The sequence below is a fragment of the Frankia sp. CcMO1 genome, assembly GCF_977945845.1.
Genome location: NZ_CDWTMG010000360.1, coordinates 1 through 3,409, shown reverse-complemented (window position 1 = coordinate 3,409; position 3,409 = coordinate 1). Strand labels below are relative to the sequence as shown.

The following is a 3,409-nucleotide window of genomic DNA, read 5'->3' as shown; positions in this document are numbered from 1 at the left end:
GGCGTCCGCCAAGGCGAAGAAGTGGTGTATCATCTCGGTCATCGCCTTCGCGGCCATCCTCCTGATCTATCTGGTGGCCATTGTGATCATCGTCGGGGTGGCGGCGAACAACAGCTGACCGCCCGCTCACCGTGGTAGTGACCCGGCGCGAGGCTCATCGATCATCGAGATCGGATCGTCCCGCCATCCGACTAGCCCGCAACTCGGTAGCGGCCGTCCGCTCGGCTCGGTCGTCGGCTCGTCAGCCGATGGAGCTCCCGTCGCCGAGCCCCGCCATTACCGAGAGAGACGCGAGGAAGAGGAGGCCGAACACGAGTCCGGCCAGGCACCAGGCCAGGCTGCGACGCGATGCCCGGCGCGCCCCGGCGACGTCGTGGGCAAGGAGCCGATGTGACGCGCGCGAGGAGTTGATGATCCCCATCACGCCGAGCGGCGCGCACAGGAATGTCGTCAGGATCGCGAGAGCCAGGTAGTTGCCGACCTTCGGCGTCGCCTCGGAACCTGGCCCCCGCCGCGCCCCCGACCTCTGCCGCGTCCGCGCGTGCCGTGGTGTCTGCGTGGACCGCGGTGCCTGTGCGTGTCGCGGTGCCTGTGCATGCCGCGGTGTCCGCGTGTGCCGCCGGACCGCCTGGTGGGGTTCGGCGGGTCGGTGGGCCTGTGTTCCGGGCCAGCCCGGATGGGGGTGGGGGCCGGTGTCGTTGTGTCGACTCCGCGGGTAGCCGGTCGAGTAGTGATGGCCGCTCGAGTAGTAGTGACCGCCGGTGTCGGCCGCGGTCCAGGGAGCCCAGCGGGCACCGGTGCCCGTCCGGCAACCGGCGTTCGTGCGGGTGCCGGTGTTCGTCCGACCGGTGTGGTTCGTCGACCCCGGGCCGCCCGCGCCCGGTGCCGGGGACGAGGGCGGCCCGGTGAGGCGGGCGTCGTACTCGTCCCGCCACTTGTCGAGGATTTCGTGGGACACGGTGAGGAGCTGCATCGTGCGCATGGACTGTGCGTCCCGGCTGGCGGGATTGTCCGGATGATGGGCCCGGACACGGGCCCGGTACGCCCGGCGGATCTCCGCCCGGTCAGCGGTGCGCGCCACCCCGAGCACGGTGTAGGCGTCGGCGCCGCCGAGTTCGCGAACCAGCCGGTTGAGCGGGGCCAACGTCCGATCCGCTTGACGACGTCGCCGCGGTTCCGATCGGAAGGCACCATGCGAACCGCCATTCCCCGTCGTCGGCCGGGCGCCATCAGCGGTGATGATAGGCGATCCGTCCGCCATCTGTCCGCCATTCGTCTGCCTTTGGCAGATTCGTGCTGTCAGGCCGTGACGTCCCGGCGGGCCAGGCTCACCGCCCCGATCACCGCCGCACCGGCGGCATACAGACCTCCGATCAGCAGCGCCGACCCGTAGCCGGCATCGGCGGTACCTCCCTGGCCGATCGCGTCGAAGACCAGTCCAGGGAAGACCCGGCCCGCTCCGCTCCAGGACTCCTGGACAATGTGCTCGATCGGAAACGTCCACGCGATCCCGACGGCGAGGGTGAGCGCCGTCGACCGCAGGACCAGCCCGAGCACGGTCCCGGCGAGTCCGAAGAAAACGGCGGCCACCAGCGCGTTCAGGTAGCTCGACGCTGCCTCCCCGAGCGCGTCGGCGCTCCACCACGCTGACGTGTCAATGTCCCGAATCCCGGCGACGGCCAGCCCGACGACGATGCTGACCACCAGCGCGGCGACGAGCGCCACCGCCACCAGGACGAGCATGACCGCCATGCGTCCGGCGAGCCAACCCAGCCGCCGGGGCTCCCGTAGGAACAGGGTTCGCAGCGTCCCCTGGCTGTACTCGAGGGTGATGCTGATCGCGAAGACGAGGAAGACCAGCAGGCCGGTGAAGGTGCTCCCGCCGGTGAAACCGAGTGCCACCCCGGACGCCGCGGACACCTGCGTGAACGTGACGTCGAAGCTCGGTGGCCCACCGCTGCCGCCCGGCGGGGAGCCGCCCGGATCGGCCAGTGCGAGGAGCAGCACGGTCGACAGCACGCTCAGCAGGGCGAGGATGCCCATGGCCACCGCCGTACTCGGCCGCCACAGCTTGATCGGCTCGGCGTGGAAGGACCGCCGGGCCGCTACCAGGAGACTCATCGCAGTGTCCCCTCGTCATGACGGGCCGCCGCAGCGGCGGACAGCCCGCGGATCGGACTCGTGGATCTGGTCGTCGTCCCGCCCGTGGGGGGCCGCTGGGAGCCGGCACGCCGGCCGGTGCTGGTGTCGGTGCTGGTGTCGGTGATGTCGCCGCCCGGGTTCGGGCCTGGGTGACCAGACCCTGGTAGCGGTCCTCCAAGCTGAGCCGGCGCGGAGACATCTCGACGAGGGTGATGCCCCGGGCCGCCGCGGCCCGGTTGATCCTGGCCAGCAGGCGGGTGGGGCCGTCGGGGCCGTCGGGTCCGTCGTCTGGGTTCGCGTCGAGGCTGACGACGACATCCCGGGGCCGCCGCGTCGCCGGTACCGCCAGGCCGGCGAGGAGATCGGCGAGCAGCGGGACGTCATCGTCGTGCTCGGGGCGTAGGACGATGTCGTAGGTGGAGGTTGCCATCAGCCGGTCGGTCGGCCCCTGGTAGGCCAGCCGCCCGCCCTCCACGACGATCAGCCAGTCGCAGATCTGCTCGACCTCGGCGAGTAGATGCGACGAGATCAGGACGGTGCGCGCCGTGCGCCGGCTCCCGGCGATGGCCGGCCCGGCGGCGATGGATCGGATGAGCTCACGCATCTGCCGGATCCCGATCGGGTCCAGTCCGTTCGTCGGCTCGTCGAGGATGAGCAGGTCCGGATCGCTGAGCAGGGCGGCGCCGATGGCGAGGCGCTGCTTCATGCCGAGGGAGTACGTCCGTACCTTGTCCGCGCCGCGGCCGGTGAGTCCGACCTCGTCGAGGATCCCGTCCACCCGCGTCGGGTCCTGCCCGCCCAGCACGGCGAGGGAGGCGAGGTTGCGGGCACCGGACAGCGCCGGGTACAGCGCGGGGCTCTCGATCAGGGCGCCCACCCGTGGCAGGTAGCGGGCCGGTGTCACCAGGGGATGACCGAGGACGGTCCCGGAGCCCCCGCTGGGGCGGACCAGGCCGAGCAGCATGCGCAGGGTCGTCGTCTTGCCGGCCCTGTTGGGCCCGACGAATCCGGCGACGACCCCCTCGGGAATCGTGAGGTCGAGACCGGTGACGACGGTCCGGCGCCCGTACCGCTTGGTCAGACCCTGGACGTCGACGGCGGCCGGCCGGTCTGTCTCAGGTGCCGGTCGGGTGGTGCCGGGCCGGGTGGTGCCGGGTGATGGCGAACTGCGCTCGCCAGTGGTTGTCATCATGGGAATCAGACTGGTGTGGCCGCCCCCTCACGTCGTCCGTCCAGCGGCGGCATCGTCGTACGCAATGTGGCGCAG

At 71.3% G+C, this 3,409-nt stretch carries 2 protein-coding genes and 1 pseudogene; all 3 read right to left on the bottom strand.

Annotation, left to right across the window (positions count from 1 at the left end; translation table 11 throughout):
- Positions 1-241: 241 nt before the first annotated feature.
- Positions 242-1,144, bottom strand: a complete 903-nt coding sequence (locus tag AC08OU_RS23770; protein ID WP_476602287.1) for a CD225/dispanin family protein — start codon at positions 1,142-1,144, stop codon at positions 242-244.
- 155 nt (positions 1,145-1,299) lie between these two features.
- Complete coding sequence (locus tag AC08OU_RS23765) at positions 1,300-2,121, bottom strand: ABC transporter (RefSeq protein ID WP_462189134.1); 822 nt, start codon at positions 2,119-2,121, stop codon at positions 1,300-1,302.
- Between the two features lie 589 nt (positions 2,122-2,710).
- Positions 2,711-3,331 (bottom strand): annotated as a pseudogene (locus tag AC08OU_RS23760) (ABC transporter ATP-binding protein); the annotation flags it as partial.
- Positions 3,332-3,409: the final 78 nt, after the last annotated feature.